The organism is Neoroseomonas terrae, from assembly GCF_018129025.1.
Classification (GTDB): domain Bacteria; phylum Pseudomonadota; class Alphaproteobacteria; order Acetobacterales; family Acetobacteraceae; genus Neoroseomonas; species Neoroseomonas terrae.
The window spans coordinates 1-26,177 of record NZ_JAAEDI010000014.1 but is presented as its reverse complement, the minus strand read 5'-3'; the positions used below and the strand labels follow the sequence as shown (position 1 = coordinate 26,177).

Here is a 26,177-nt window from a genome sequence, read left to right as displayed (position 1 = left end):
CAAACGGCACCCTTGGCCGGATCGCGCAATCGATGTTAAACTAATCGCAATTATAAACCGACCACGGACGATTCCCATGCCGGACGATCGAGCAGCGATCCGGATCCATCTCAAGACTTTCCTCGATCGGCAGGGCTTTCTGCACGATCGATAGGGACTTTCTCCCCAAGGAGACCGCACTGCCGGTCGCCGATACCTGATCCGTCATTTCATTATTCTGTCACATACGCCCCGCAGACTGCGGCGGGCGTCTGGCAGCGCGATTTCATCGCCGAAAGGCAGTTCCATGCGTACCGAACAAGACGTCCTGAAGACGTCCATCGGCGCCACCATCCTTGTTGCCGCATCCGGCATCTTCTTCGGCATCGTCTCGGGCTCCTCCTCCATCGCCTTCGACGGCGCCTATTCCCTGATGGACGCGGTCATGAGCGTCCTCGCCCTGATCGTCGCCCGGCTGATCATGGGCTACGCCACGGACACCATCGCGCCGAGCCGGCTGCGCGACCGCTTCTCCGTCGGCTTCTGGCATCTGGAGCCCATCGTGCTCGGCGTGAACGGGCTGCTGCTGATGGGCGTCTCGGCCTATGCGCTGATCAATGCCGTGGGCAGCCTGCTCGCCGGCGGCAATCCGCTGCTGTTCGACTACGCGATCATCTATGCGGCAGTGACGCTCGCCGCCTGCGTCGCCATGGCGAGCTTCGCGAAGCGGGCGAACCGGTCCATCCGGTCGGAGTTCATCGCGCTCGATGCCACGGCCTGGATGATGTCCGCAGGCATCACCGCCGCGCTGCTGGTCGCCTTCATCGGCGGGCAACTCGTCCAGGGCACGCGCTTCGACTGGGTCACGCCCTACATCGACCCGGCAGTATTGGCGCTGGTCTGCCTGGTGCTCATCCCGCTGCCGGTGCCGGTCGTGCGCCGCGCGCTGGAGGACATCCTGCTGATGACGCCGGATGGGCTGCGCGCGCATGTCGATGCGGTTGCCGCCGACGCCGTGCGGCAGCACGGCTTCGAGTCCTACAGGGCCTATGTCGCCCGTGTAGGCCGCTCAACGCAGATCGACCTGTATTTCGTGGTTCCATCCGGCATGCCGGCGCGGACGATGGAGGCCTGGGACCGGCTGCGGAGCGAGATCAGCGAGCGGGTCGGCGAGGAAAGCCCCAACCGGTGGCTGACCATCGTGTTCACGGCGGATGAGGGCTGGGCGGACTGAGGGGGGAGATCACGAACGGGCTCTGTCCCCTCCAGCCCCCTTCCCCGGCACGGGCACCCATTCGCATGGCCATCGCAATGTGAATGGGGCCCGCATCGGCCAAAGGACGTTTGCAAACCTCGCCCTGGCATCGCGCGCAGGGGTCGGATCATTTTCATGACCCGCCTCAGGGGCCCCGACAGGGTTTGGAGAAGAGGAACAGCCGTCTCGCTCAGCGTCAGGTAGCTGCGGTCCAGGTGCTCCAAGCACCTGGCGGGGTGAGGTTCGGAAAGGGGCGGAGCCTCTCTCTGACCTTACGCGCACACCCGGCCAGCCCCCGTCCACTTGATCCGGCCTGCCGCGCAGGCTATAGGAATATTATCAATATCACGAGCGCGCCGGCTTTCACGCGCTCACGAAGATAAAGGCCTAAAGCGTTAAAGTGATAAAGCTGCAACAGGGAGGGCCGAGCCCTCCCCTGCGGCTTACTTCGGTGCCAGCACCATGATCATCTGGCGATTCTCCATCCGCGGGAACTGCTCGACCTTGGTGGTCTCGGTCAGTTCGTCGCGGATGCGCTGAAGCACCTTGGCGCCCAGGTCCTGGTGCGCCATTTCGCGGCCACGGAACCGCAGCGTCACCTTCACCTTGTCGCCTTCCGAGATGAAGGTCTTCATCTGGCGCATCTTCACATCGTAGTCGTGGTCGTCGATGTTCGGGCGGACCTTGATTTCCTTGATCTCGACGACCTTCTGCTTCTTGCGGGCCTCGTTGGCCTTCTTCTGCTGCTCGTACTTATACTTGCCGTAGTCGAGGATCTTGCAGACAGGCGGAATAGCGTTCGGGGAAATCTCGACCAGGTCGAGGCCGACATCGTAGGCGCGGATCAGCGCCTCGCGCTGGGACACCACGCCCTGCATTTCGCCGTGCTGGTCGATCAGGCGCACCTGAGGGACGCGGATCTCGTCGTTGATGCGCGGGCCGTCACGGGTCGGGGCCTGGCCGGCAGCCATGGGGGGTCGGGCTATGGTCGTCTCCTGTCGTAGTTTCGGAACAATCAACGGCGATATATGGATCGACGGTCGTACGACCGCAACCATCAAGCGCGGCCGGCCCCGCAGGGCCGGCGCGCATTCTCGTCAAGGCTCAGCGGGCGAGGTCGGGCGGGGTCGCCTCGGCCTTCAGCAGCGCGACGGCGTCGGCAAGCGGCATCGTCTCCTGCTCGCGCCCGGGCAGGCGGCGCAGCACGAGCGTGCCTTCCTCGGCCTCCCGGCGCCCGACCACGGCGAGCACCGGCACGCGCTGCTCGATGTGGTCGACCACCTTGCGGTTGATCTTCTCGTTGCGAAGATCAAGCGAAACAGCCACTCCAGCTTTCTCAAGCTCGGCGGCAGCCTTGCGCGCATAGTCGTCGGCGTCCGAGACGATGGTGGTGACCACCACCTGCACCGGCGCCATCCAGGACGGGAAGCGGCCGGCATGCTGCTCGATCAGGATGCCGAGGAAGCGTTCGAAGGACCCCAGGATCGCCCGGTGCAGCATGACGGGGCGCCGCCGCGACCCGTCCTCAGCCACGTATTCGGCACCGAGCCGTTCCGGCAGCACATAGTCTACCTGCAGGGTGCCGCACTGCCAGTCGCGCCCGATCGCGTCGCGCAGCACGAATTCCAGCTTCGGGCCATAGAAGGCGCCCTCCCCCGGGTTCAGCTCATACTCGACGCCGGCGAGGCGGCAGGCTTCCTTCAGCCCTTCCTCGGCCTTGTCCCAGGATTCCTCGGTACCGGCGCGCTTCTCGGGGCGGTCGGAGAACTTCACGCGGAAATCGGCAAAGCCGAGGTCGCGATAGATGCCGGCCAGCAGCGCCACGAAGCGCGCGGTCTCCTCGGCGATCTGGTGCTCCTCGCAGAAGATGTGCGCGTCGTCCTGGGTGAAGGCGCGCACGCGCATGATCCCGTGCAGCGCGCCGGACGGCTCGAAGCGGTGGCAGGCGCCGAATTCCGCGAGACGCATCGGCAGCTCGCGGTAGCTGCGCAGGCCGTGATTGAAGATCTGCACATGGCAGGGGCAGTTCATCGGCTTGATCGCCAGCACGCGCTCGCGCTCCGTCTCGTCCTCGACGGTCGCGATGAACATGTGGGGGCGGTAGTTCTCCCAATGGCCCGAGGCTTCCCACAGCTTGCGGTCGACAAGCTGCGGGGTCTTCACCTCCTGGTACCCGGCCGCATCCAGCCGGCGGCGCATGTAGGCCTCGATGTTGCGGTACAGCTTCCAGCCCTTGGGGTGCCAGAAGACCGAGCCGACCGCTTCCTCCTGGAGATGGAACAGGTCCATCTCCTTGCCGATCTTGCGGTGGTCGCGGCGCTCCGCCTCCTCCAGCTGATGGAGATGGGCGTCGAGCTCCTTCTGATCGCGCCAAGCGGTGCCGTAGATACGCGACAGCATCGCGTTGCGGTGGTCGCCGCGCCAATAGGCGCCGGCCACCTTCATCAGCTTGAAGGCGGTGCCGACATCGCCGGTGCCGCGCATATGCGGGCCGCGGCACAGGTCGATCCAGTCGCCCTGCTTGTACAGGGTGATGGTCTCGCCCTGCGGCAGGTCCTGGATCAGCTCGACCTTGTATTTCTCGCCCTTCTCGGCGAACAGCGCCATCGCCTCGTGGCGGCTGGTCACGATGCGCTCGAAGGCGGCGTTGCGCGCGACGATCTCGCGCATCTTCGCCTCGATGCCGGCGAAGTCCTCCGGGGTGAAGGGCTCGTTGCGGGCGAAGTCGTAGTAGAAGCCGTTCTCGATCGACGGGCCGATGGTGACCTGGGTGCCGGGGAACAGCTCCTGCACGGCTTCGGCCAGCACATGGGCGGCGTCGTGGCGGATCAGCTCGAGCGCCTCGGGGTCCTTGCGGGTGACGAAGCGCAGCGCGGCATCGGCCTCGATGGTCCGGGCGAGGTCCTGCATCTGCCCGTCCACCACCATGGCGAGCGCGGCCTTGGCGAGGCCCGGCCCGATGGCGGCCGCGACCTGCGTGCCCGTCACCGGCCCATCGAAGGACCGGACGGAACCATCAGGCAGGGTGATCGCGGGCATCGGAAAGGGCATCTCCTGAGGGGGAAAAGAGGGCGCGGACCATGGGCATCGCGCCCGGCCGGGTCAAGTCAGGGCGGCGGCCACCGCGGCGACTTCGGCGGGATCCAGTGTCGCCAGCGGCAGATGGCGCAGGAAGGTGGCATGCCGGCCACGGGGGGCGCAGAGAGCCGGGTCGCTGTCCGCACCGAACAAGGCGAGGGTCGGGCAGCCGGCGGCGGCGACCAGATGCGTCGGGCCGGTGTCGTTGCCGATGCAGAAGGCAGCGCGGCGCCCGAGGGCGGCAATGTCGGCGAAGCTGGTCTTGCCGGTCAGGTCCAGTGTCCCGGGCGCGGCGGCCTTGATGGCGGCGGCGAGCGGCGCCTCGCCCGGGCCGCCGATGATCAGCGCCGGGTCGCCGAGGCCCGCGGCCAGCGCACCGAAAGCGTGCTCCGGCCACCGCTTGGCCGGCCGGCCGGGCGAGGCACCCGGCACCAGCAGGCAGAAGCGCTGCGGCAAGGCGAAGCGCGACAGGTCGGCATCCAGCCAGGACAGGTCGGGTTCCGGAAAGTCCGGGATGCCGGCCATCTCAAGCTGTTCCCGCTGGCGGTCGACCGTGTGCATCAGGTCGCGGCGGGGATTGGCGTGGGGATGGGACGCACCGGGCGCGATCCCCGACCACTCGGTCCGCCGCCCCACGAACCAGCGGTAGCGGGAGGATCGCGAAGACGTCTGCAGGTCATAGACCCGGTCGAACCCGGCGGCCCGGAGGCGCCGCGCGAGGCGGAATACGGCCGGCGGGTCGGTCCAGTCCGGGCGCCCATCTTCCCAAACCTCGTCGAACCACGGGGACATACGGGCCAGCGGTGCATAGGGCTTCGTCGTCAGCAGCGTGATCCGTGCGCCGGGGTGATGCGCGCGGATCGCCGCGAAGGGACCGAAGGCCTGCGCAAAATCCCCGAGCGCGGCGAGCTTGATGACCAGCACGCGCATCACAGCAATTCCCGGTACACGTCGAGGGTCGCCGCCTGCATGCGCGCCGTGGTGTAGCCCGCCAGCACCGCCGCTCGCGCCCGGGCGCCGGCTGCGGCGCGTTCCTCAGGTGGCATGGCGAGCACGCGGTCGATCGCGGCGGCAAGCGCGTCCGGATCGCCGGGCGGCACGCGCCAGCCGGTCACGCCCTGCTCCACCGTCTCGGTCGGGCCGCCGAGGTCGCTCGCGATGACGCAGCGTTCCATCGCCTGGGCCTCGATGACAGTGCGGCCGAAGGCTTCGGGGTCGGTAGAAGCGTGCACGACGACATCGGCGAGCAGCAGAGCCGCCGGCACATCGGCCGCGTGCCCGACAAGCCGGACGCGACCACCCAGGCCCAGCGCGGCAATGCGACCCCGCAGCTCCTCCTGGAAGGCCGGCTTGGCGCCGGCATCGCCGACCAGCAGCGCCTGGGCATCGGTGCCCAGCTTCGCCATCGCCTCGACCAGCACGCCCTGCCCTTTCCAGCGCGTCACCCGCGCCGGCAGCATCACAACCGGCCGGCCGGGCGCCACGCCCCAGGCGGCGCGCAGGGCGGCGACGCGATCCGGCGCGACGGCGGCGGGGTCGAACCGGCGCTCATCCACGCCGCGGGGGATGATGCGCAGCCGATCCTCGCCGACGCCGTGGCGGTCATGAACGAGCTTGGCGATGAAGTGGCTGATGGCGATGACGCGATCGCCGCGGGCCATGACGGAATTGTACAGCCGCTTGCCGGGGAAGCCTTCGTTGTAGGTGCCGTGATAGGTCGTGACGAAGCGCGCGCGGGTCCGCCGCGCCGCCAGCAACGCCGACCAGGCCGGCGCGCGGGACCGGGCGTGGAGCAGGCCGACCCCCTCCGCCGTCACGATCTCGGCCAGGCGCGCGGCATTGCGCCAGATGGCGGCCGGCGACTTCGTGGCGAGCGGCAGCGTCACATGACGCGCGCCCAGCGCCTCCAGCGGCGCCACCAGCGGGCCGCCGGCCGAGGCGACGTAGGCGCGGAATCCGGCCGCCACCGTGGCCTCCGCGATCTCCAGCGTACCGCGCTCGACGCCGCCCGAGACCAGCGTGGGCAGCACCTGCAGGATGGCGGGCGGCGGGGCGGTCATGGCGGGGTCTTGCGCGGAAGCCGCGACCGACGCAAGTGGACCCCATGCTGAACTACTTCATGGCGATGCTGATGCTCTCGGTCGGGAGCTTCATCCGCACCCGGTCGGCCGCGCCGGAGATGCGCCCCGCCTCCGCCGCATCGGACCTGATCTGGGGTCTCGTGGCGCGCGCCGCCTTCTTCATGTGGCTGGCGCTGATCGTCTGGGGGTTCATGACCTACCACTGGTCACAGCCCGTGGCGGGGGTGATGCTTTCGCTCGCCGCCAACGCGCTGATCGCGATGCGCGGACCGATGCGCACCTGGCCCGGCCTGTCGCTGCTGTTCTCCGTCGCCGGGCTGATGGCCGGGACGGTGGTCTTCGTCGGGTAGCGGCAGCCGGGCGCCGATCAGGCAGTCGGCGCCAGGTGCAGGGCGACGACCTCGCCACCCTGCCCTTCCACCGCAGGGAAGCGGTTGCGCACCGCCGGGTCGTGGCCCGGGATGACGCGGCTGTCGTCGCCGCCCGCGAGCTTCTTCGCCGCGCGCCAGCCCGCCGCCATGGCGCCGAGGTCGAAGATGATCGGGAAGGGATTCCCGCTCAGCGCATTGGCGTAGAAATGCATGGCGTCGGAGGCGAGCACGACTGGCCCGCGCGCGGTTTCGACGCGCACCATCTGCAACCCGTCCGAATGGCCGCCGACGCGATGCACGGTCACGCCGGGCGCGACTTCCGCATCCCCATCGTGGAACTCCACGCGGTCGGCATAGACGGCGCGGACCATGGCGACGACGTGGTCGGCCTCGAACGGCATGCGGATGGCGTGGACGCACATGTGCCGGCCGACGGCGAAGTGCATCTCGCGTTCCTGGAGATGGAAGCGCGCCGTGGGGAAGATGCCGAGGCTGCCCGCGTGGTCGTAATGCAGATGCGTGACGATGACATCCGCGACCTTCGCCGGGTCGGTTCCCATCGAGGTCAGGCAGTCGGCGACCGAGCGCGACAGCTTGCGGCCGCGCTTCTCGGCAAGCTCGGCGTCGAAGCCGGTATCGACCACGATCTCCCGCCCATCCGGGCCGCGCAGCAGCCAGACATAGTAGTCGAGCGGCATGGCCTCGTGCGGGTCGGGCAGCGGCAGCAGGTGGTTGGATTGCGCCGTGCGGTCGTGCCGCCCGTAGCGGATGGCGTAGACTTCCCAGAGCGCCTGGGCCGCCCCGGTGGACGCGGGCTGCGCCACGCCCACCTGCAGGCCGTTCGATGCGGTCATGTTTCCTTGTTCCCCCCTAGGACCGTGGCGCTCATCTGTTCCGAGAGCTTCGCCACGGCGGTGTGATCCGCGCCCGGTCCGAGCATCGCCGCCGCCGAGGCCCACATCTCGCGGCACAGCGCGGCGAAGGGCGTCGGCGTCGTCGTCTCGCGGCCGACTTCCAACGCGATCGACAGGTCCTTGACCATCAGGTCGAGGCCGAAGCCGGCGTCGAAGCGGCGCGACAGGACGTATTCCTTGAACTTCTTCTGCGTCGAGTTGTTCATCCCCGTGCTGGCGTTCAGCACATCGACCATCTTCGACGGGTCAAGGCCGAAGCGCTGGCCGATCAGCAGCGCCTCAATGCCGATCAGGTAGCCGCCGGCGGAGACGAGGTTGTTCAGCGCCTTCATCGCCTGCCCGGCGCCGATCGGCCCGCAGCGGTGGATGGAGGTGCCCATCGCCTTCAGCACGGCATCCGCGCGGTCGAGATCGGCCTCCTCGCCGCCCGCCATGATGGCGAGCTGGCCGGTCTTGGCGCGCGGCACGCCACCGGAGACGGGGCAGTCGATCATCGCGACGCCACGCTCGGCGAGGCCTGCCGCGATCTCCCGCGTGCGGCCCGGCTGGCCGGAGGTCATGTCGATGACGAGCATGCCCTTCGCCAGCGACGGAGCGATCGCTTCGACCGCCTCGGCCACCTGCTTGCTGGTCGGCACGATGGTGACGACGCAATCGGCGCCCTGCGCCGCCTCGGCCGGCGTCGCCGCAGCCTTGCCGCCGGTCTCGGCGGCGAAGGCTTCGGCACGGCCCGGCACCACATCGGCGACGGTGACCTCGAAGCCGGCCTTCACCAGGTTGGCCGCCATCGGCCAGCCCATGTTGCCGATGCCGACGAAGGCGACCTTCCTGATGGCAGCCATGGTCTTACTTCTTCCCCGGGATGGCGCCTTCGGCGATCAGCACCTCATGCGCCGCCTTGAAGGCGTCGAGGCCGGCAGGGATGCCGCAATAGGCGGTGGCGTGCAGCAGCGTCGCCTTGATCTCGTCGACCGTGATGCCGTTGTTCAGCGCGCCCTTCACATGCAGCTTCACCTCCGGGATCTTGCCCAGCGCGGTCAGCATGGCGAGGTTCAGCAGCGAGCGCGTCTTGCGGTCCAGCGTCGGGTCGCCCCAGGCCCAGCCCCAGGCCCAGGCGGTCGTCGCGCGCTGGAACGACATCATGAATTCGTCGGCCTTCGCCATGGACGAATCCACGTATTCCGGGCCGAGCACCGCGCGGCGGATGGGCAGCCCCTTGTCGAACAGCGCCTGATCGTCGGACATCCTGTGTCCCTCCCTCGGGAATTGAGCGCGCACGCTGGCCCGTCGCGGCCGGGCGGTCAACGGGCCGAGGACGATGGCCTGCCCCGTCGATCTGCGCCAGGATGGGCCACGCCATCATCGCGCGGAGATTGCCCATGGACGCCGCCCGGTCGCCTCGCATCGTGCGCATCGGCGCGCTGGAGCTTCGCTTCCATGTGGACGAGGATGACGGCGCCGGCGATGTCGTGATGTTCGAGTTCGTCGTGCCCGAGAAGGCGCGCGTGCCGGTGCCGCATTACCACGAAGCCTGCGACGAAATCGTCCATGGCCTGGAAGGCACCATGACGACGACGCTGGATGGCGTGGCGCGGGAGGTGCGGGCGGGCGACGTCGTCTTCATCCCGCGCGGCACGGTGCACCACCACGCCAATCTGCACGACGGCACGGCCAGGGCGATGATCGTCATCGCCCCCGGCACCATCGGCCGCCGCTACTTCGAGGAGATCGCCGAGCTCGTCAGCCGCCCCGGCCCGCCGGATGCCGATCAGATGAAGGCGATCATGCTGCGCCACGGGCTGGTGCCCGCCTGACGCTTTCATGCGAGGCTGCGGGCCGGAGGTGACGACCCCATGTTCTTCGACGGCTTCGCGCTCGAATTCCAGGAAGCGGCAGGCAAGCGGTTCCGCCTGCGCCGTGCCGGCGAAGGCCCGCCCCTGCTGCTGCTGCACGGCAACCCGCAGACGCATGCGATGTGGCACAAGGTCGCGCCTGTCCTCGCACGCCGCTTCAGCGTGTACTGCCCGGACATCACCGGATACGGCCAGTCGGCCAAGCCGCCGGTCAGCGACGACCACGCGCCCTACGCCAAGCGCGCCATGGCCGCGGACATGGTGGCGCTGATGGGAAGCTACGGGCATCGCCGCTTCCAGGTCGTCGCCCATGACCGCGGGGCCCGAGTCGCGCATCGCATCGCGCTCGACCACGCCGGCGCCGTCGAACGGCTCTGCACAATGGACATCATCCCGACGCTCGAACACTTCGAGCGTGCCGACATGAGTTTCGGCATGGGCTACTGGCACTGGTTCTTCCTCGCCCAACGCCATCCGGGGCCGGAGAACATGATCCGCGCGGACATCGAGCCCTGGTTCGACTTCCACACCTCGCGCGAGCCGAAGCCCGCGGATTTCTTTCACCCCGAAGCCCGCGCCGACTATCTTGCCGCGCTGCACGCACCCGACACGATCGAGGCGATCTGCGAGGATTACCGCGCAGCGGCGACGATCGACCTGGACCATGACCGCGCATCCCGCGATGCCGGGCAGACCGTGACCTGCCCGATGCTCGCGCTGTGGGGCGCCAAGGGCAGCATCCCGAAATGGTATGACGCACCGGCCATCTGGCGCCGCTACGCCTCCGGGCCGCTGGAGACCGCCGCAGTACCGTCCGGGCATTACCTGGCGGAGGAAGCGCCGGAGGCGGTGCTGAGCCACCTCGACGGCTTCCTCAGCCGATAGCGGCGTCCTCAGCCGGCAGCACCAGGCGCAGGTGGTTGCGCCCGTCCCCACTTCGCTCATAGGCGATCTCGGCGGCGATCCGATGCAGCAGCGGCAGGCCGAGCCCGCCGACTGGCGCATCCTGCAGTCGGCCTGGTTTCACCGGCAGCGGCGCCAGGGTGGGATCGAAGGGTGCGCCGCGATCCTCGAAGTCGAGGCCGCAGCGTCCATCGTCCTGCCAGGCGGTGACCGCAACTTCCGGCGTGCTGCCATCCGCGAAACCGTGGCGCAGGGTGTTCAGCGCCATCTCCTCCAGCAGCAGTTCGGCTCGTGATGCCGTGTTCGGCCCCGCGCCGCGGGCGGCCAGAAAAGCGGCGACGGCAAGCTGCGCCTGCCTCAGGGCCTCGAGCCCCTCGCCCAGGACGAGGCGCAGCGTCTCCCCGCCCGGTGGCCTCACGTCCTGATCTGCGCCAACGCCGCGGCCTGATCCGGCAGGACCGGGATCAGGTCGTCGAGGGCGATGGTGCGGAATACTTCGGCGACTGCGGGCTGCACGCCGAAGATGGCGACGCGGCGGCCGGCCCGGTCGGCGGTGCGGGCCGCCGAGATCAGCAGGCGAATGCCAAGCGAGCCGACGAAGCTGACCCCCGCCATGTCCATCAGCACATGGCCCGGGGCGCGGCGGACATGCGCCATCACCGACGTTTCCACCAGCTCGGTCGCTGCCGCATCGAGCCGCCCGGTCAGCACCAGGCACATCGGCGCGCCATCAGCCTCGACCACCACCACATCCATCAGCGCTTCTCCCCGACCGTCACCGAATGCCTTTGTGACATCGCACGAGGCTCAGGTGAAATCGAGCGTGACGAGCGATACGTCGTCATCCAGCGGCCCAGGCCGCGCAGCGCCGCGCACGGCGCGCCACAGGCGTTCGGGCTCGGTTGCGCCGGGCATCGCCGGCCTGCCGAGCAGCGGCAGGAAATCCCCAAGAGTGAGTTGGCGCCCATCGGCCGTCTGGATCTCGAACGCGCCGTCGCTGAACAGATAGAGCCGCGCCCCGGCGGGGACAGCGACCTCGGCGCGGCGATAGGGCCAGTCCTCCGCGAGGCCGACGGCCGGGTTCTTCACCCACAGCGCCTGCGCGTCCGCGTCCCCCGGCACCGACATGAAGGCCGGGTGCTGGCCGGCACAGCCGAAGCCGAGCAGGCGCGTGCGGGTGTCGTACACGCCGTACCAGATGGTGAAGTACATCCCGCCCTGGCGGTCCATCTGGAAGCGGTCGTTCAATGCGGCGAGCACCGCGGCGGCATCCGTGAAATCCGTGCCCGGCAGCGAATGCACGCGCAGCAGGTTCATCACCGAAGCGGCAAGCAGCGCCGAGCCCGCGCCGTGCCCCGAGACATCCAGCAGCCACATCGCGAAGCGGTGCTGGTCGATCCAGCCATAGCCGAAGCCGTCGCCGCCGATGTTCGTCGAAGGCACGAAGCGCCAGGTCGCGCGCACCGGCCCATCCGCGATGGGCAACGGCAGCAGCGCCTCGACATAGCGGCCGGCACGGGCGAGGTCCTTCTCCACCTCCTCTGTCCGCGCGAGGTCCGAGGCACGGCCATTGCGATAGACCAGGGTGAAGGGGCCGAGCACCAGCCGCGCGCCGGGAATCAGCCGCGCCGGCGCCTCGATCCGCCGCCCGTCGACGATGGTGCCGTTGGTCGAGCCCAGATCGGTGACGATGACCGCCTCACCGTCCATCGCCATGATGCAATGGCTGCGCGATACGTCGCCGGATGGCAGGACGAGACCCGCCTGAGCACCACGGCCGACAGTCAGCGGTCCGGGGCCGATGGCGACGCGGCGGGCCGGCAGGCCTTCCGCCGCCTCGACATCAAGGACGTGCACGATCGGTTCCGCCGTCGCCACCGATGGCGCGGCGCGGCGGAGCATGGTGCGCTCCTCCTCCGGCTCGTGGCGTTCGGTGGCGTCGCTGGTCACGCCGGCAGCAGCCCGAGCCGCGCGAGATCCACGGCCCAGGGAAGATCGGTGTCCTCGGTCTTCGCGCCGGCGGCGGTGACCAGTGCGTGCGCCTGGCCGCGATGGTGGGTCTGGTGATTGAAGAAATGCGTGACCGTGATCCAGCGCGGCTGCGACATCTGCCGCTGCGTGGCGCCGGAGAACCAGACGAGCGGCTCCGCCAGATGCGCGGCCGTCAGGCGTCCCGCCCAGGCCTCGATGCGGTCGTCGGCGTCCACGCGCGCGGCCTTCAGGGCGCTCCAATCCGCCACCAGGCCGGGGCTTTCCTTGATGCCGATCGGGGGCTTCGTCCAGCCGTCAAAGCGGCTCATCCAGGTGGTGTCGCCCCACAGAAGGTGCGACAGCGTGCCGTGCAGCGACCCGAAGAAGGCACCGCGATCGAGCCGCCGCGCGGCGTCGTCCAGCGTATCGGCGGCGCGGTAGAGGCGGCGGTTCATCTCGGCGTTGTAGGCCGCCATCATGCGGCACCAGTCCGGGGTGATCATGCTGCGCTGCGCCTCGCCTTCCGCCGATCAGAGCGCCTTCCAGAAGAACACCGTATCGCAGGGCCGGCGCTCCGCATCGATCTCGTAGCGTGGAATGCGGCCGAGTTCGACCCAGGATTCCATGCGGTAGAGCGCTTCCGCCGCGCTGCCGGCGCGGGCGTCGAGGGTGAGGATGCGCCGGCCATGGGCGCGCGCCGCCTGCTCCGCACGGCGCATCAGGGCGCGGCCGATGCCCCGGCGGCGCAGCGCCGGATCGACCATCAGCGTGCGGATGGCGGCGGCATCGGGCGTCGTCTGTTCCGTCGCGAACTCGATGGTGACGCTGCCGGCGAGGCGGCCGTCCAGCCAGGCGGCCAGCAGCACGCGCGTCCCGGCGGCGACGGCGGCGGAATGTCCCTTCCAGAAGCCGGCCGCACGGTCGCGCGGGAGCGGCGGCAGGAAGGTGAGCGAGGCGCCATCCGCGACGCAGGCGATCAGCAGGTCGGACAGGCGCCGTTCCGCGCTCGCCACCGCGGCGGCGTCCAGCGCCTCGACCACCAGCCCGGCGGCGGGCTTGGCGTAGCGGAATTCCAGCGAGTGGGAGATGTCGTCGAGGATGCGGATCGAGCCGTGCCGGACGTAGCCGAGCTTCTCATAGAAGCCATGCGCACGGGTGAAGCGGGTATCGGTCCACAGCACCATGCGCTCCGCGCCCGAGTTCCGCGCATGGGTTTCGGCTGTGTCGAGGAGAGCGCCGGCGATGCCGCTGCCGCGCGCGGCGGCATCGACATACATGCGGCAGATCTCCCAGGCCGCGTCCTCCTTCAGCGGGCGCGTGGCGATCATGCCGACGAGGCGGCCATCCTGCTCCGCGGCCCAGAGCCGGCCGCCCTGGTCGCGGAAATAGGTAGCGAGGGCGCGGAGTTCCGGCACCTCGCCATCCACGTCGAGAATGCAGCCGGGATATTCGGCCCAGCAGGTCCCGACCAGGGCGATGAAGCCCTCGGCGTCCTCGTCACGGCCATCGCGGATGGCCGCGCGGGGCGCCGCTGGCGTCACGAGAGCTCCTTGCAGAACTCCTGGATGCGGGCGCAGGCCTCGCGCAGGCTCTCGGCATCCGTCGCGTAGGAGATGCGGAGATAGGGCGACATGCCGTAGGCCGCGCCCTGCACGGCGGCGACGTACTTTTCCTCGAGCAGCGCGACGGCGAAATCCGTGTCGGTCTCGATCTTCTTGCCCGCCTTCGTCGTCTTGCCGAGGCAGCCGGCGACGTTCGGGAAGACGTAGAAGGCGCCTTCAGGCTTGTGGCAGACGATGCCCGGCGCGGCGTTCAGCATGTCGACGACAAGATCGCGGCGCTGGCGGTACTCCTCGGCGCGTTCGCGCACCAGGTCCTGCGGACCGTCGAGCGCGGCGGCCGCGGCGGCCTGGCCGACCGTGGACACGCCGGAGGTCGCCTGCCCCTGCATGTTCATCATCGCCTTGATGAGCGCCTTCGGCCCGCCGCAGAAGCCGATGCGCCAGCCGGTCATGGCGTAGGTCTTGGATGCGCCGTTGACCGTCAGCGTCCGGTCCTTCAGCGCGGGCTCGACCTCGGCAATCGTGCAGAACTCGAAGCCGTCATAGACGAGGTGCTCATACATGTCGTCGGTCATGACCCAGACATGCGGGTGCTTCTTCAGCACCTGGGCGATGGCCGCCATTTCCTCACGCGAGCAGGCAGCACCCGTCGGGTTGTTCGGGAAGTTCAGCATCACCCACTTGGTCTTGGGGGTGATGGCTGCTTCCAGATCCTCGGGGCGCAGCTTGAAGCCGTTGTTCTGCGGGCAGGACACCAACACCGGCGTGCCGCCCGCGACCTTCGCCATGTCGGCGTAGGAAATCCAGTACGGGGCGGGGATCACCACCTCGTCGCCCGGGTCGAGCGTCGCCATGAAGGCGTTGAAGATGCACTGCTTGCCGCCATTGGTGACGAGGATCTCGTCCAGCGCGTAGTCGAGGTTGTTGTCGCGCTTGAACTTGCGCTGGATGGCCGACTTCAGTTCCTTGGTGCCGTCCTGCGGCGGGTACTTCGTGTCGCCGGCCAGCGCGGCCTTGTGCGCGGCCTCGATCGCGTGCTGCGGGGTCGGGAAGTCCGGCTCGCCGGTGCCGAGGCTGATGACCTTGATGCCTTTCGCCGCCAGCTCGCGCGCCTTCATCGTCATGACGACGGAAGCGGAGACGGAAACCTCACTCATACGGGCGGCGAGAGCTGGCATTTTCTTCCTTGGTCCCTTCGGGAGAACGATGTCGCGAAACTAGGCCGGCGTCGCAACGGCGCCAAGGCCGGCCGGGCGTTCATAGCGCCAGTCGAAATCCTGCTCCCCGGTCCGGACGAAGCCCTGCTTCTCCCAGAAGCGATGGACCGGGGCGCCCTTCAGCACTTCGATCCGCAGCGGCAGGCCGGCATGGCGGGCGGCGACGGCGGCGAAGACGGCGGCACCGAGGCCACGGCCCTGGACGGCGGGGTCGAGGTAGAAGGAATGGATCTCGACATGGTCGTCAGCGGGCACGACGGCGATGCAGCCGACGAGAAGGCCGTCGCAGTCGATGGCGGACAGCGTCGCCGGGTCGAAGCCGGCGCGCATCCGGGCGCGCCGCCGGTCCGGGTCGAACCGGCCGACGCGGTCCAGATCCGCGCGGAGCACGCGGATCGAGAGGTCGAGGAGCGGCTCGAAATCCGCTTCCCCGACCGGGCGCAGCGTAAAACCCGCCGCGCTCACTTCATCCCGGCGCAGAAGGCCTGGATGCGGGTGCAGGCCTCCTTCAGCACGTCGTCCGACGTGGCGTAGGAGATGCGGAAATGCCCCGGCGAGAGGAAGGCCGCGCCATGCACGGTGGCGACGCCGGTCTCCTCGAGCAGCGCGATGGTGAAGCCCTCGCAATCCTCGATCTTCCGGCCGCCCGCGGTGGTCTTGCCGATGCAGCCGCGGATGTCCGGGAACACGTAGAAGGCGCCTTCCGGCTTGTGGCAGCGGATGCCCGGGGCGGCATTCAGCATGTCCACCACCATGTCGCGGCGGCGTTCATAGACCTTGCGCATCTCCTCGATGCTGTCCTGCTGGCCGTCGAGTGCCTCGACCGCCGCCGCCTGGGAGATGCTGCTGGTGCCCGAGGTGGACTGGCCCTGCAGCTTGTCCATCGCCTTGATCAGCGCCACGGGGGCGCCGGCGAAGCCGATGCGCCAGCCGGTCATCGCATAGGCCTTGGAGCAGCCGTTCATCGTGACCGTGCGGTCGCGCAGGCGCGGCTCGACCTCGAGGATCGTCGCGATCTTGAAGCCGTCATAGACCAGCTTCTCGTAGATATCGTCGGTGAAGATCCAGACGTTCGGGTGCTTCATCAGCACATCCGTCAGCGCCTTGAGCTCGGCCGCGGAATAGGCGGCGCCGGTCGGGTTGCACGGGTTGTTCAGGATCAGCCACTTGGTCTTCGGCGTGATCGCGGCTTCCAGCTGCTCGGCGGACATCTTGAAGCCGGCATTCTGGCCGCACTGCACGATCACCGGCGTGCCTTCGGCGAGCTTCACGATGTCCGGGTAGGACACCCAGCACGGCGCCGGGATGATCGCCTCGTCGCCCGCATTGATGGTGGCGATCAGCGCGTCGAAGATCACCTGCTTGCCGCCGGTGCAGACGATGATCTCCTCGGGCTTGTAGTCGAGGCCGCTGTCGCGCTTGAACTTCTCGCAGACGGCCTTGCGCAGCGCCAGGGTGCCGGCGACGTCCGTGTACTTCGTCTCGCCGCGCTGGATCGCGGCGATCGCGGCATCCTTGACGTTCTGCGGCGTGTCGAAATCGGGCTCGCCGGAGGACAGGCCGATGACGTCCTTGCCGGCCGCCTTCAGAGCACGCGCCTTCGTCGTCATGACGGTGGTCAGCGAGGGTGAGATCCGGTTGAGGCGGTCGGCAATCAGGTTCATGGCAGTCCCGGTCGGGTTCTGAAGGGAGGGGCCGGACCCTAGTCCCGCCCCTCCCCGCCATCAACCCGGCTTTGTTGCAATCCTCAGTCGCGCCAGGGCTTGCGGGCCCAGATGGCGCGGAGGCGGGCGTCCTCGTCGAGGAACAGGCGTTCCTGCGCCTCGGCGGTCATGGGGCGCAACGGCAGGTTGAGTCGGGTTGCGTCGGCGATCCAGGCGGGGTCGGCATTCGCCGCGGCGATGGCGGTGCGCAGCTCGTCCCGGATGGCAGCCGGCAGGTTGGGTGGCGCGACCAGCCCGCGGGTGGACCCGCCCAGCACATCGAAGCCCTGGTCCTTGAAGGTCGGCACGGAGCTGGTCACGGCCCAGCGTTCCGGGCCGCCCTGGGCAAGACCGCGCACCAGCCCTTCGCGCATCAGACCGAGTCCCTCGCTCATGTTGAAGGACCCGACATCGATCGCGCCGGACAGCACACCCGTGACGATCGGCGGCGTGCCGTTGAACGGCACGTGGGAATATTCTGTCTGAGTCGCGTCCTGCAGCGCGAGCATCAGCAGATGATCGTCGCTGCCGACGCCGGCGGTGCCGACCGTGACCTGCCCCGGCCGGGCGCGCGCGGCGGCGACGAGGTCCGCGACGTTGCGGAACGGGCTGTCTGCCTTCACCCACAGGCCGCAGGGGTCCTCGATGACGTTGCCGAGGAAGGTGAAGTCCTGCACGCGGTAGCGCACCTGGCGTTCGATCGGCAGGGTGATGGAATTCGGCGCCTGCGCGGCGCCGATGGTGAAGCCGTCGGGCGCCGCCTGGGCGATGCCCTCGAAGGCCTGCTGGCCGCCGGCGGCCGGGCGGTTCACCACGACGAAATTCGCGCCGCGCAGCCGCTGCTGCACGAAGGGCAGGATGGTGCGGGCCAGGATGTCCATGCCGCCGCCGGCGGGACCCGGCACCAGGACCTGGATCGGCCGGTCGGCCGGCCAGGCGGCCTGGGCGATTCCCGGCGCGGCCACGGCACCCGCCGCGGCCATGAGCATCGTTCTGCGACGCATGCGTTTCCTCCTGCTCGTCTGATTGGGCAGGAGGCTAGGCCGCTTCGTCGTTCAGCGGGAGTCGCCCCGGCCGCGCAGCAGCAGCGCGGCGACCGCAAGCATGGCACCGACACCCAGCACGACGACGGCGCCGAGCGCGTTGACCTCCGGCGTCAGTCCCCGGCGCAGCATGGCGAAGAGCGCCATGGGCAGCGTGGTCCCCTGCGGGCCGGAGACGAAGGAGGCGATCACCACGTCATCCAGCGACAGCGTGAAGGCCAGCAGCCAGCCCGCTGCCAGCGCCGGCGCGATCAGCGGCAGCGTCACGGTGCGGAAGGCGGTGAAGGGCGTGGCGCCGAGATCCATCGCCGCTTCCTCGAGGCTGCGATCGGTCTCGGCGAGGCGCGACTGCACGACCACGGCGACGAAGGCGGCCCCGAGTGTCGCGTGGGCGAGCAGGACGGTGAACGCACCGCGACCCTCGGGCCAGCCCGTCATGGATTCCAGCGCCACGAACAGCAGCAGCAGCGAGAGGCCGGTGACGACCTCCGGCAGTACCAGCGGCGCGCCGATCAGCGCGCCGAAGATCGCGCGGCCCCTGAAGCGCCCGTAGCGCGCGAGCGCCCAGCCCGCCGCGCCGCCGAGCAGCACCGCGAGCGTCGCGGCACCGGCCGCGATGCGCAGGGACAGCAGCGCGGCCTCCACGACGCGTTCGTTTGCCGCAAGTGCGACAAACCATTGCAGCGAGAAACCGCCCCATTGGAAGGGAATGCGATCGGCGCTGAAGGCGTAGGCGACGAGCAGGATGATAGGCAGCCAGAGGAAGACGTAGCCCGCGCCCATCGCGAGCGCGACGAAATGGCCGCGCCTCACGACTGCGCCTCCAGCCGCTGGAACAGCCGGATCGGCACGAGCAGGAGGACCAGCAGCGCCACGGCGAGCGCGGCGGCGACGGGCCAGTCCCGGTTCTGGAAGAATTCCTGCCACAGCACGCGGCCGACAAGCTGCGCCTCCGGCGGCCCCATCAGCTCGGGAATGACGAACTCGCCGGCGGCCGGGATGAAGACCAGCAGGAAGGCGGCGATGGCGGCGGGGAGCGTCGCCGGCAGCGTCACGGTGACGAACGCGACGGCCGGGCGCGCGCCGAGATCCGCCGCAGCCTCGCCCAGCGTCGGGTCCAGCCGCACCAGCGCGGCGAACAGCGGCAGCACGGCGAAGGGCAGATAGGCGTGCACCATGCCGACCAGCATCGCGCCTTCGGTGTAGAGCAGCGGCAGCGGGGCGTCGGTGATGCCGAGGCTGATGAGCACGCCGTTGATCCAGCCTTCGTCACGCAGCAGTCCGATCCAGGCGCCGACGCGCAGCAGGAAGCCGGTCCAGAAGGGCAGCATCAGCGCGGCGAGCAGCAGCACGCGTCGCCCCGGTGCGGCCCGCGCGATGCCCATGGCCATGGGATAGGCGATCAGCAGGCAGCACCCCGCCGTCATCGCCGCGATGCGGAGCGCCGTCAGCAGCGCATCGAGGTAATAGGAATCCTCGACCAGCATGCCGAAACCGGCGAGCGACCAGGCGAGGCGGAAGGGCGGGATGCCGGAATCGGCCTCGCCCAGCGCGATGGCCAGCAGGATCGCCGCCGGCGCCGCGACGAAGACCAGCAGCCAGGCCCAGACGGGCAGCAGGACCAGCAGGCGCCCGATCATGAGGCGAGCGGCACCACGTCGTCGGCATCCCAGGCGACGAGGACCGCAGCGCCGCGTTCGGGGGGCGCGCCGTCCTCCTCGGCATGGGCGACGCGCAGCAGGGCGCCGCCCGCCATGCGAATCAGCAGCAGGGTATCGTCACCGCGGAAGGCGGCGTCCTCGACCGTGCCGGGCGCTGTGTTCGGCTCGTCGGCCCCGGGCGGCAGGATGCGCAGTCGCTCCGGTCGCAACGCCAGCGCCACGGTACCGGCGGGAATGTCGGTGAAGGTGGCGCCGGCCTCGGCACTGTCGAAGGCGCCATCCGCCGCGCGGCCTTCCAGCACATTCGCGGCGCCGAGGAAGCGGGCGACGAAGCGCGAGGCGGGACGCTCATAGATCGCGCGTGGCGCGCCGCGTTGCGCGATGCGCCCACCATCCAGCACGGCGACGCGGTCGGCGAGAGCCAGCGCCTCCTCCTGATCATGCGTCACCATGACGAAGGCCGCGCCAGTCTCTCGCTGCAAGGCGCGCAGCTCAAAGCCCGTCCGCTCGCGCAGCCCGGCATCGAGCGCGCCGAGCGGTTCATCGAGCAGCAGCAGCCGCGGCCGCATCACCAGACTGCGCGCGAGCGCGACGCGCTGGCGCTGCCCGCCCGAGAGCTGATGCGGCTTGCGCCGGTCGAAGCCGGCGAGGCCCACCATCGCCAGCGCGGCCGCGACGCGCGCTCCCGTCTCCGCCTTCGCCACGCCCGCGCGCCGCAGGCCGTAGGCGACGTTGTCAGCGACGGACAGATGCGGGAACAGCGCGTAGGACTGGAACATCATGTTGACCGGTCGGGCCCATGGCGGCGTCGCCGCGATGTCGGCGCCATCCAGCAGCAGGCGGCCGGAATCGGGCGTCTCGAACCCCGCCATGATGCGCAGCAGCGTCGACTTGCCCGACCCCGACCCGCCGAGCAGCGCGAAGAACTCGCCATCCGCGATGTCGAGGTCGAGCGCGTCGAGGGCGAGCGTCGCGCCGAAGCGTTTGGTGATCGCCTTGGCCTGGAGGAGCGCCGCCGGCCCGATGACCGTAGGGCCGGATGGCCCGAAGGTCTGAATCGGCACGGCCACTCTATCGACCGGCCTTGAAGCGCGACCAGAGCCGCGTGCGCAGCCGCTCCGCATCGCGCGGCGGCGTGCCGGCGACGAAGGTGCGCGCCAGCGCCTCGGGCGAAAGGAAGACGTTGGGGTCGTTGCGCACCGCCTCGTTGATCATCGGCAGGCTCGCCGGCACGGCGTTCGGGTAGCGGACCTGGTTGGTGACCGCCGCCATCACGTCCGGCTGCAGCATGAAGTTGATGAAGCGCTGCGCGTCCTCGGGGTTCGGGGCGTCCGCCGGGATCGCCATCATGTCGAACCAGAGCTGCGCACCCTCGCGCGGCAGGACATAGCCGACCTCGACGCCACGCCCGGCCTCCCGCGCGCGGTTCGCCGCCTGGATCACGTCGCCGGAATAGGTCAGGGCCACGCAGGCCTCACCGGTCGCCAGCGCGTCGAGGATCGAGGAGGAAGCGATGATCGCGCGGACATGGCGCCGCATGGCCATCAGCGCCTGCTCGGCGGCGCGCAGGCCTTCCGCGGAGTTGTCGTCAGGGTTGCGCCCGAGCCACCGCAGCACGGACGGAATCACGTCCGTCGGGCTGTCCATCACCATGATGCCGCAACGGGCAAGCTTCGCCGCGTTCTCCGGCCGCATCAGGATATCCAGGCTGTCGAGACGCACATCCGGCCCCAGCGCGGCGCGCACCCGGTCCACCCGGATGCCGAGGCCGACCGTGCCCCACAGATAGATCGCGCCATGCCGGTTGCCCGGGTCGATCGTCGCGACACGCTCCATCAGCACCGGGTCAAGGTTCTGCCAGTTCGGCACCGCCGCGCGGTCGATCGGGCGCAGGGCGCCGGCGCGCACCAGCCGGGCGAAGGTCGGCTCGCTGGTCGGCACCACGATGTCGTAGCCGGATCGTCCAGCGGAAAGCCGCCCCTCCAGGGTCTCCAGACTGTCGTAGACGTCGTAGCGGACACGGATGCCAGTCTCTCGGGTGAAACGCTCCACGACCGCCGGATCGATGTAGTCGGACCAGTTGTAGACGTTCAGCACCCTGTCCTGCGCCGCCGCCGGCAAGGCGGTCAGCAGCACGGCAAGCAGCGGCAGCAGGCGTCGGAGCATCGGCGCGGGTCCCTTGGGCGGCGGTCGGCGGATAGGGCGAGACTAGCCATGCACGCCGTCGCTGCCATCCCCTCGCGTTGTCGTTGTCTAGGATTTTTTGCCTTGACGTTCTTTATTTGTTCCTGTACGTCAGCCGCATCACGGGGCGAACTGCGTCCAACGCCGCCCCGGACGACCTCCTGACAGCCCCGACCCCCAGTGCCCGCCCCGGCGGAAGGCGCCCGCCTTCCCTCGCGGCGGGCGAGGAGCCATGCATGCCCTTCCTCCCGAGTGGCCTTTCGGCGCTGACCACCGCGAACGGCTTCACCCTGTGGCACTACCGCACCGGGGACGACCGGACGAGCGTGCTGGCGCCTGGCTACTTCTCGGCCGCCGCGGCGCGGCTGTTGCCGGGCGACATCGTGATCGTCCAGGCGGCGGATGCCACCGCCCTCGTGCCGATCCGCGGCGGCTCGATCGCCGGCGGCGGCGTGACCGTGGATGCGGCCGGATTCGCGCCGTCGCTGATGCGATCGGCAACCTTGCTCGCCGAGATCTTCCTGACGACGACCGCGGTGGCACGCGCCATCGTGCTCGATGCGGTGCCGGCCCTGTCGCCCGGGGACATGCTGTCGGCGGGCGCCACCGTCACCGGCCCCATCGCCCAGTTGACCTTCAGCTTCCGGCGGTCGGACGGATCCAACGTCAGTGCGCCGCAGACGGTGCCGGTGCTGGCGGGCCGTGCGGTCGCCGGCTTCCTCGCGCCGGAGCCGGCGGGGGGCTACCGCCTTCATGCCGTCGACCCCGCCGACCCGGCCAATGCGACGCTCTCGCCGCCCTTCGCCGTGACGCATCCGCCGCGGCTGCTGACCGAACTGGGCGGCCGGCTGCTCGCCGAGGATGGTGCGCAGCTCGTCCTCTGAAGCCGCGTCCCGCGGCAACGGCTTTGGGTCCTGCTTCTGCGAGCACGCCACCCGGATCGGGATCCGCCTAGCCCCCCTGTCCTTCCGTCCCCAGCCCCCTCCAGGGAGACCTTCATGTCCGACACCAAGATCAGCGCGCTGCCGTCCATCGCGGCGGCGGCGGATACCGACGTGCTGCCCATCGTGCAGGGCAGCGGCAGCGCAGCGGCGACGCGCCGCGTTTCGCTGGCCCAGCTGCGCGGCGGCATCCTTGCCGACCGCGCCTATCACGTGCGGGACTTCGGGGCGGTCGGTGACGGCACGACCAACGACGCTCCGGCAATCCAGGCCGCGATCGATACCATGGCGACCAGCGGCGGCGGCGTGCTGGAATTCGGGCCCCGCTCCTACCGCATCGCCAGCCCCGTCGTCGTCAACGGCGCCGCCATCACCTTCCAGGGCGCGGGCATCACCGAGAATCCCTCGGGCACGAACGGCACCTGGCTGCGTATCGACAGCATCGGCTTCACGCCCTTCACCTTCACCGGCACGGCGGCGCGCGGCTGCTCCGTGCGCGACCTCGGCGTGCGGCAGGTGCATAGCGCTGCGCAGGTGCCCGGCTGGGAGCCGACCAACTACGATTTCGTCTTCCGCGTCCAGGACTGCCTCGGCGGCGTCGAATTCCGCAACATGATGATGGTTGGGGTGAACCGCGGCATTTGGTGCGACAATTCCGGCCGGCTGAACGTGGAGCGCCTGCGCGGCCAGGTCTTCACCACCGGCATCCAGATCGACCGCGCCTATGACACCTGCCGAATCCAGAACATCCATTTCTGGCCCTTCGCAACGGCCGATGACGATGTGGTGCGCTGGCAGCAGCAGAACAGCGACGCCATCCTGCTGCAGCGGACGGACGGCGTGTTCATCGATGACGTCTTCGCCCTCGGCGCGCGTTCGGTGCTACGCCTCACGCCATCGGCCTCGGGCGTCACGAACAAGGTGTATGTCGGCAAGCTCTATGCCGATTTCGCCCTCTATCCGATCTGGATCGAGAGCAGCGGCGTCGCCGCCCAGATCGCCAACCTGACGACCCAGTCCGAGATCTTCAACGCCGGCGGCGCGTCGCTGGCCGGGGCCAGCGGCATCCGGATAGACGGCAACAACGTCCGGCTGCAGATCGGCAACCTCCGCATCGACGATGCGGAGAGCAACGCGATCCGCGTCAACGGTTCCGGCAACCGGCTCGATGTCTTTTCCCTGCGGGTGCTGAACTACAACCGCCTGAACGACGGATCGGCTGCGATACACCTCGCCGACGTGCCGACCGGCACGCCGAACGCGATCTATCTGGGAAGCCCGCCGCTCCTGACGGGCGGCGGGAGCGGGCCGGTGCTGAACAGCGGCAGCAACGGCCACATGACGCTCGGCGCACCGTCCGGACGGCTCGATCGCCCGGGCGTCACGCTGGGGTTTGAGAACAGCGGACTCTTCGCACCATCCGCCACCGAGGTCGCGGTCTCGGCCGCGGGGGTGGAGGTGCTGCGCGCTGCCTCGACCGGCACGCTGACGCTGGGCGGGGCGTCCGGCGCGCATGGGTTCGGCGTCAGCACGCCCGCGAACAGCGTGAATCGGGTGAACGTCGCCGGCGCTGTGGCGGCCGGCACGCCCAGCATCGCGGTGCAGGGCAACGACGCCAACATCCCTCTCGCCCTCATCGCCAAGGGCAACGCCACCATCCGGCTGCTGACGCGCGGCCAGACCGCCTTCGAGGTGAACGCGACCGGCACGCCGAGCAACTACATCCGGACCGACGCCGCTGCCTCGGGTGGACCGCCGCGCTTCCTGGCGCAGGGCGGCGACACCAACATCCACCTGCAGCTGTCGCCGAAGGGCACGGCTTACGTCGAGACCACCGCGCCGCTGCGGCTGCCGGCCTACACGGTGGCGACGCTACCCGCCGCCGCAGCCTTCGCACGCTGCCTGATCTACGTGTCGGATGGTGCGGCGAACAGGCGCTTCGCGGTCAGCGACGGCACGAGCTGGCGCTGGCCGGATGGCGCGACGGTGAGCTGAGAGGGGACCCACAGCCATGACCGCACTGACCGACTACTCGAAGAACCTGCTGGCCCGGTCCCTGACCGGGCGGCAACCCGCCTTACCGACCGGCGTCTGGGTAGGGTTGGGGACCGGCGGCACCGATGCCACCGGGCTGACCGGCGAACCCGCCGCCCCGACGGGCTACGCCCGTCTGCCAGCATCCTTCACCGGCAGCGGAACGCAGCGGAACGCCGCCGCGCTGCGCTTCGGCTTCATCACCGCAGCCGGGACGCTGACCCATGTCGGCCTGTTCGACGCGCCGGCGGGCGGCAACGCCCTGGCCTGGGCGCCGCTGGGGTCCCCGGCGACACTCGGCGCCGCGGGGAGCGTCACGATCCCTGCGGAGAGCCTGACGGTGCTGGCTGATTGAGGACGGCGCAGGAGAGAGGAAAGGCCTCTCTCCGGTTCCGCGTCGAAACCGGGGGCTGCGCGCTCAGAACCCCGGCGTTCGCGACCGGATCCCCGCCCCCGCCGATTGCCCGGCATCCAGCAGGGCCTGAGTGCGGTCCATCGCCCAGGTCGCGCCCATGTGTGGCCGCACGTCGGCCTCCCGTTCGTCCGTCACGGCATATGTGACGAGGTAGCCGCGGCCCGACCGCCCGGCGATGACCGCCAGTTCCACCACCATGAAGCTGATGTGCAGGTCCGGCGTGCAGCTGTCGTTGCGCTCGATCTGCATGCGGACCGCGCGCTGCAGGCCGGCGGTGAAGGCGATTGCGTCGTCGCGCGCTTCCGCGTGGCGGACGACGTGAATGCAGGACGCCGCCGCGCCGCCCGTTGCGGCGAGGAGGCCGAGCATCGCCGTCGCCATTGCCCGCACCGCCACCATCCCGATCCCCCGTTCCACGACCCGAGGATGCTCCGGAAGCACCGCCGGCGGCCAGCCTCGTTCCCATTCCCTGGAGCTTGCCATGGATCCCCGACAGAGCCGCGGCTATCGCAACCGCAACCCCGGAAACATCGAGCATAACGCGGCCAATCGCTGGCAGGGGCTGGATCAGCCACCGATCGAGTCCGCCCCGCCCGGCGGCCGCGCCCGCTTCGCCCGCTTCGTCGCCCCCGAATACGGCATCCGCGCGCTGGCGATGCTGCTGACCACCTACCAGGACCGGCACGGGCTGCGGACGATCCGCGGCATCATCTCACGTTGGGCGCCGGGCAGCGAGAACGACACCGAGGCCTACATCGCCGCCGTGGCGCGACGCATGGACCGGCATCCGCGCGGCGAGCTGGACCTGCATCGCTTCGATGACCTTCGCCCGCTGGTGGAGGCGATCATCGTCCATGAGCTCGGGGGCAACCCCTATGGCCGCGCGACGATCGATGCGGGGCTGCGGCTGGCCGGCGTGGTGCCGGGCGGGCGAGAGGCCGTCACGCGCAACGGCACTGCCCGCGCCGCAGCCGGCACGGCGGCGGCGGGCGTGGGCGGCGTCGCGGCGGCC

At 69.7% G+C, this 26,177-nt stretch carries 29 protein-coding genes; 8 read left to right on the top strand and 21 right to left on the bottom strand.

The genetic code is table 11. From position 1 onward, the window contains the following. Positions 1-286 precede the first annotated feature (286 nt). The gene (locus GXW78_RS13940; RefSeq protein ID WP_211869438.1) at positions 287-1,213 is read left to right on the top strand and encodes a cation diffusion facilitator family transporter; all 927 of its coding nucleotides are present in this window, start codon (positions 287-289) and stop codon (positions 1,211-1,213) included. 464 nt (positions 1,214-1,677) lie between these two features. Here GXW78_RS13940 and infC read toward each other — a convergent pair whose 3' ends face one another. The 4 genes from infC to GXW78_RS13920 form a co-directional block, all read right to left on the bottom strand. Next, positions 1,678-2,205, bottom strand: a complete 528-nt coding sequence (gene infC / locus GXW78_RS13935; RefSeq protein WP_211869437.1) for a translation initiation factor IF-3 — start codon at positions 2,203-2,205, stop codon at positions 1,678-1,680. 133 nt (positions 2,206-2,338) lie between these two features. Then, the gene (gene thrS / locus GXW78_RS13930) at positions 2,339-4,273 is read right to left on the bottom strand and encodes a threonine--tRNA ligase (RefSeq protein ID WP_211869436.1); all 1,935 of its coding nucleotides are present in this window, start codon (positions 4,271-4,273) and stop codon (positions 2,339-2,341) included. Between the two features lie 63 nt (positions 4,274-4,336). Then, positions 4,337-5,242 carry a glycosyltransferase family 9 protein gene (locus tag GXW78_RS13925; protein ID WP_211869435.1) on the bottom strand — a complete coding sequence of 302 codons (906 nt, stop codon included), beginning with the start codon at positions 5,240-5,242 and terminating at the stop codon, positions 4,337-4,339. Next, entirely contained in the window at positions 5,242-6,372 is a 1,131-nt protein-coding gene (locus GXW78_RS13920; RefSeq protein ID WP_211869434.1) for a glycosyltransferase family 4 protein, read from the bottom strand. Before GXW78_RS13920 ends, GXW78_RS13925 begins: the two co-directional genes overlap by 1 nt. 44 nt (positions 6,373-6,416) lie before the next feature. Between GXW78_RS13920 and GXW78_RS13915 the strand changes: the two genes are divergently transcribed. Further along, entirely contained in the window at positions 6,417-6,743 is a 327-nt protein-coding gene (locus GXW78_RS13915) for a multidrug DMT transporter permease (protein WP_211869433.1), read from the top strand. Positions 6,744-6,760: 17 nt separating this feature from the next. Here the strand turns inward: GXW78_RS13915 and GXW78_RS13910 are convergent, their stop codons facing one another. Genes GXW78_RS13910 through GXW78_RS13900 form a run of 3 tightly spaced genes read right to left on the bottom strand, consistent with a single transcriptional unit; the run spans position 6,761 to position 8,923 of the window. Next, the gene (locus GXW78_RS13910) at positions 6,761-7,618 is read right to left on the bottom strand and encodes an N-acyl homoserine lactonase family protein (protein WP_211869432.1); all 858 of its coding nucleotides are present in this window, start codon (positions 7,616-7,618) and stop codon (positions 6,761-6,763) included. Then, positions 7,615-8,520: an NAD(P)-dependent oxidoreductase gene (locus GXW78_RS13905; protein ID WP_211869431.1), complete on the bottom strand. Its 906-nt coding sequence runs from the start codon at positions 8,518-8,520 to the stop codon at positions 7,615-7,617. Before GXW78_RS13905 ends, GXW78_RS13910 begins: the two co-directional genes overlap by 4 nt. A gap of 4 nt (positions 8,521-8,524) precedes the next feature. Continuing rightward, positions 8,525-8,923 carry a carboxymuconolactone decarboxylase family protein gene (locus GXW78_RS13900; protein ID WP_211869430.1) on the bottom strand — a complete coding sequence of 133 codons (399 nt, stop codon included), beginning with the start codon at positions 8,921-8,923 and terminating at the stop codon, positions 8,525-8,527. A 134-nt stretch (positions 8,924-9,057) separates the two neighbouring features. Here GXW78_RS13900 and GXW78_RS13895 point away from each other — a divergent pair, with 134 nt between their 5' ends. Both GXW78_RS13895 and GXW78_RS13890 read left to right on the top strand, forming a co-directional pair. Then, positions 9,058-9,492 (top strand): cupin domain-containing protein, encoded by a 435-nt coding sequence (locus GXW78_RS13895; RefSeq protein ID WP_211869429.1) that lies wholly within the window; start codon positions 9,058-9,060, stop codon positions 9,490-9,492. A gap of 39 nt (positions 9,493-9,531) precedes the next feature. Continuing rightward, positions 9,532-10,416, top strand: coding sequence for an alpha/beta fold hydrolase (locus GXW78_RS13890; protein WP_211869428.1), 885 nt, complete (start codon positions 9,532-9,534; stop codon positions 10,414-10,416). Here GXW78_RS13890 and GXW78_RS13885 read toward each other — a convergent pair. The 13 genes from GXW78_RS13885 to GXW78_RS13825 form a co-directional block, all read right to left on the bottom strand. Continuing rightward, positions 10,406-10,852: an ATP-binding protein gene (locus tag GXW78_RS13885; RefSeq protein ID WP_211869427.1), complete on the bottom strand. Its 447-nt coding sequence runs from the start codon at positions 10,850-10,852 to the stop codon at positions 10,406-10,408. The two genes, GXW78_RS13890 and GXW78_RS13885, sit on opposite strands and share 11 nt — an antisense overlap. Continuing rightward, on the bottom strand, positions 10,849-11,190 hold the full coding sequence (locus GXW78_RS13880; RefSeq protein WP_211869426.1) for an STAS domain-containing protein: 342 nt from the start codon (positions 11,188-11,190) through the stop codon (positions 10,849-10,851). Before GXW78_RS13880 ends, GXW78_RS13885 begins: the two co-directional genes overlap by 4 nt. A gap of 51 nt (positions 11,191-11,241) precedes the next feature. Then, positions 11,242-12,384, bottom strand: coding sequence for a PP2C family protein-serine/threonine phosphatase (locus GXW78_RS13875; RefSeq protein WP_211869425.1), 1,143 nt, complete (start codon positions 12,382-12,384; stop codon positions 11,242-11,244). After that, positions 12,381-12,908, bottom strand: coding sequence for a DinB family protein (locus tag GXW78_RS13870; RefSeq protein WP_211869424.1), 528 nt, complete (start codon positions 12,906-12,908; stop codon positions 12,381-12,383). The genes GXW78_RS13875 and GXW78_RS13870 overlap by 4 nt, the downstream gene beginning before the upstream one ends. Before the next feature lie 27 nt (positions 12,909-12,935). After that, positions 12,936-13,946 (bottom strand): GNAT family N-acetyltransferase, encoded by a 1,011-nt coding sequence (locus tag GXW78_RS13865; protein WP_338147749.1) that lies wholly within the window; start codon positions 13,944-13,946, stop codon positions 12,936-12,938. Further along, positions 13,943-15,145: a pyridoxal phosphate-dependent aminotransferase gene (locus GXW78_RS13860; protein WP_211869423.1), complete on the bottom strand. Its 1,203-nt coding sequence runs from the start codon at positions 15,143-15,145 to the stop codon at positions 13,943-13,945. Before GXW78_RS13860 ends, GXW78_RS13865 begins: the two co-directional genes overlap by 4 nt. A gap of 39 nt (positions 15,146-15,184) precedes the next feature. Beyond that, positions 15,185-15,649, bottom strand: coding sequence for a GNAT family N-acetyltransferase (locus tag GXW78_RS13855; RefSeq protein ID WP_211869422.1), 465 nt, complete (start codon positions 15,647-15,649; stop codon positions 15,185-15,187). Next, positions 15,646-16,848, bottom strand: a complete 1,203-nt coding sequence (locus GXW78_RS13850; RefSeq protein ID WP_211869421.1) for a pyridoxal phosphate-dependent aminotransferase — start codon at positions 16,846-16,848, stop codon at positions 15,646-15,648. The genes GXW78_RS13855 and GXW78_RS13850 overlap by 4 nt, the downstream gene beginning before the upstream one ends. Positions 16,849-16,931: 83 nt before the next feature. Continuing rightward, positions 16,932-17,891 carry a tripartite tricarboxylate transporter substrate binding protein gene (locus GXW78_RS13845; protein ID WP_211869420.1) on the bottom strand — a complete coding sequence of 320 codons (960 nt, stop codon included), beginning with the start codon at positions 17,889-17,891 and terminating at the stop codon, positions 16,932-16,934. 51 nt (positions 17,892-17,942) lie between these two features. Further along, on the bottom strand, positions 17,943-18,743 hold the full coding sequence (locus GXW78_RS13840) for an ABC transporter permease subunit (RefSeq protein WP_338147748.1): 801 nt from the start codon (positions 18,741-18,743) through the stop codon (positions 17,943-17,945). Then, positions 18,740-19,570 carry an ABC transporter permease gene (locus GXW78_RS13835; protein ID WP_211869419.1) on the bottom strand — a complete coding sequence of 277 codons (831 nt, stop codon included), beginning with the start codon at positions 19,568-19,570 and terminating at the stop codon, positions 18,740-18,742. Before GXW78_RS13835 ends, GXW78_RS13840 begins: the two co-directional genes overlap by 4 nt. Beyond that, positions 19,567-20,655: an ABC transporter ATP-binding protein gene (locus GXW78_RS13830; protein ID WP_338147747.1), complete on the bottom strand. Its 1,089-nt coding sequence runs from the start codon at positions 20,653-20,655 to the stop codon at positions 19,567-19,569. The genes GXW78_RS13835 and GXW78_RS13830 overlap by 4 nt, the downstream gene beginning before the upstream one ends. A 7-nt stretch (positions 20,656-20,662) precedes the next feature. Then, positions 20,663-21,757, bottom strand: a complete 1,095-nt coding sequence (locus GXW78_RS13825; protein WP_211869417.1) for a polyamine ABC transporter substrate-binding protein — start codon at positions 21,755-21,757, stop codon at positions 20,663-20,665. A 254-nt stretch (positions 21,758-22,011) separates the two neighbouring features. Here GXW78_RS13825 and GXW78_RS13820 point away from each other — a divergent pair, with 254 nt between their 5' ends. From GXW78_RS13820 to GXW78_RS13810, 3 genes are all read left to right on the top strand, one after another. Further along, positions 22,012-22,659: a hypothetical protein gene (locus GXW78_RS13820; protein ID WP_211869416.1), complete on the top strand. Its 648-nt coding sequence runs from the start codon at positions 22,012-22,014 to the stop codon at positions 22,657-22,659. Between the two features lie 114 nt (positions 22,660-22,773). Continuing rightward, the gene (locus GXW78_RS13815; protein ID WP_211869415.1) at positions 22,774-24,711 is read left to right on the top strand and encodes a glycosyl hydrolase family 28-related protein; all 1,938 of its coding nucleotides are present in this window, start codon (positions 22,774-22,776) and stop codon (positions 24,709-24,711) included. 16 nt (positions 24,712-24,727) lie between these two features. Further along, entirely contained in the window at positions 24,728-25,105 is a 378-nt protein-coding gene (locus tag GXW78_RS13810; RefSeq protein WP_211869414.1) for a phage tail fiber protein, read from the top strand. A gap of 63 nt (positions 25,106-25,168) precedes the next feature. Here the strand turns inward: GXW78_RS13810 and GXW78_RS13805 are convergent, their stop codons facing one another. Further along, on the bottom strand, positions 25,169-25,582 hold the full coding sequence (locus tag GXW78_RS13805) for a hypothetical protein (protein WP_211869413.1): 414 nt from the start codon (positions 25,580-25,582) through the stop codon (positions 25,169-25,171). 64 nt (positions 25,583-25,646) lie between these two features. Between GXW78_RS13805 and GXW78_RS13800 the strand changes: the two genes are divergently transcribed. Next, positions 25,647-26,177, top strand: a 531-nt coding sequence (locus tag GXW78_RS13800; RefSeq protein ID WP_211869412.1) for a structural protein, incomplete at its 3' end; no start/stop codon positions are given.